This window comes from Micromonospora sp. CPCC 205558, assembly GCF_036902955.1.
Lineage (GTDB): Bacteria > Actinomycetota > Actinomycetes > Mycobacteriales > Micromonosporaceae > Micromonospora.
In genome coordinates this window covers 1-708 of record NZ_JBAKHR010000070.1, presented here as the reverse complement: position 1 = coordinate 708, position 708 = coordinate 1, and the positions used below count along the sequence as shown (strand labels likewise).

Sequence of the window (708 nt, the reverse complement as noted above, 5' to 3'; positions counted from 1 at the left end):
GCCGGGTCGGCAGTGGGCTCTGGACCTGCCGGATCGGGTGCTGCTGGTGGCGGCGTACTGGCGTACGAACCTGACCATGCGGCAGATTGGCCCGCTGTTCGGGGTGTCGCACTCCGCCGCGCACCGGGTCATCGACACCCTCGCGCCGCTGTTGGCCCTGGCGCCGGTGCGGAAACGGCCGGTCGAGCAGATCGCGATCGTCGACGGAACGCTGGTCCCGACCCGCGATCACCGCCTGGCCGCCCGGAGCAAGAACTACCGCTACTCGACGAACCTGCAGGTCGCCATCGACGCCAGCACCCGCCTGGTCATCGCCGTCGGCGACCCGCAGCCCGGCAACCGCAACGACACCATCGTTTACCGCACCTCGGGCATCGCCGAGAAGTTGGACGGGCGGCCGGTGATGGCCGACGGCGGCTACCGCGGCAACCCCGAAGTGATCATCCCGTACCGCAAACCCGCCGACGGCAGCGACCTACCCGCCTGGAAAGAGGCCCTCAACGTCGAACACCGCACGGTCCGGGCAGGGGTCGAACATGCTCTGGCCAGGATGAAATGCTTCAAGATCCTGCGCGACTACCGCCGCGCCGGTCACACATTGGCCGACGCCGCTTCCGGCATCGCCAACCTCCACAACATCATCCTCGCCGGCTGACCACCGGCCTGAGGCCGGGCAACGCCTTCACCCAGTTACGAGACGTCCCTTAG

At 68.4% G+C, this 708-nt stretch carries 1 protein-coding gene; it reads left to right on the top strand.

Annotated elements, in window-relative coordinates:
• On the top strand, positions 1 to 655 hold a 655-nt coding region (locus V6U86_RS33300; RefSeq protein WP_334510529.1), incomplete at its 5' end, for a transposase family protein.
• Between the last annotated feature and the right edge of the window lie 53 nt (positions 656 to 708).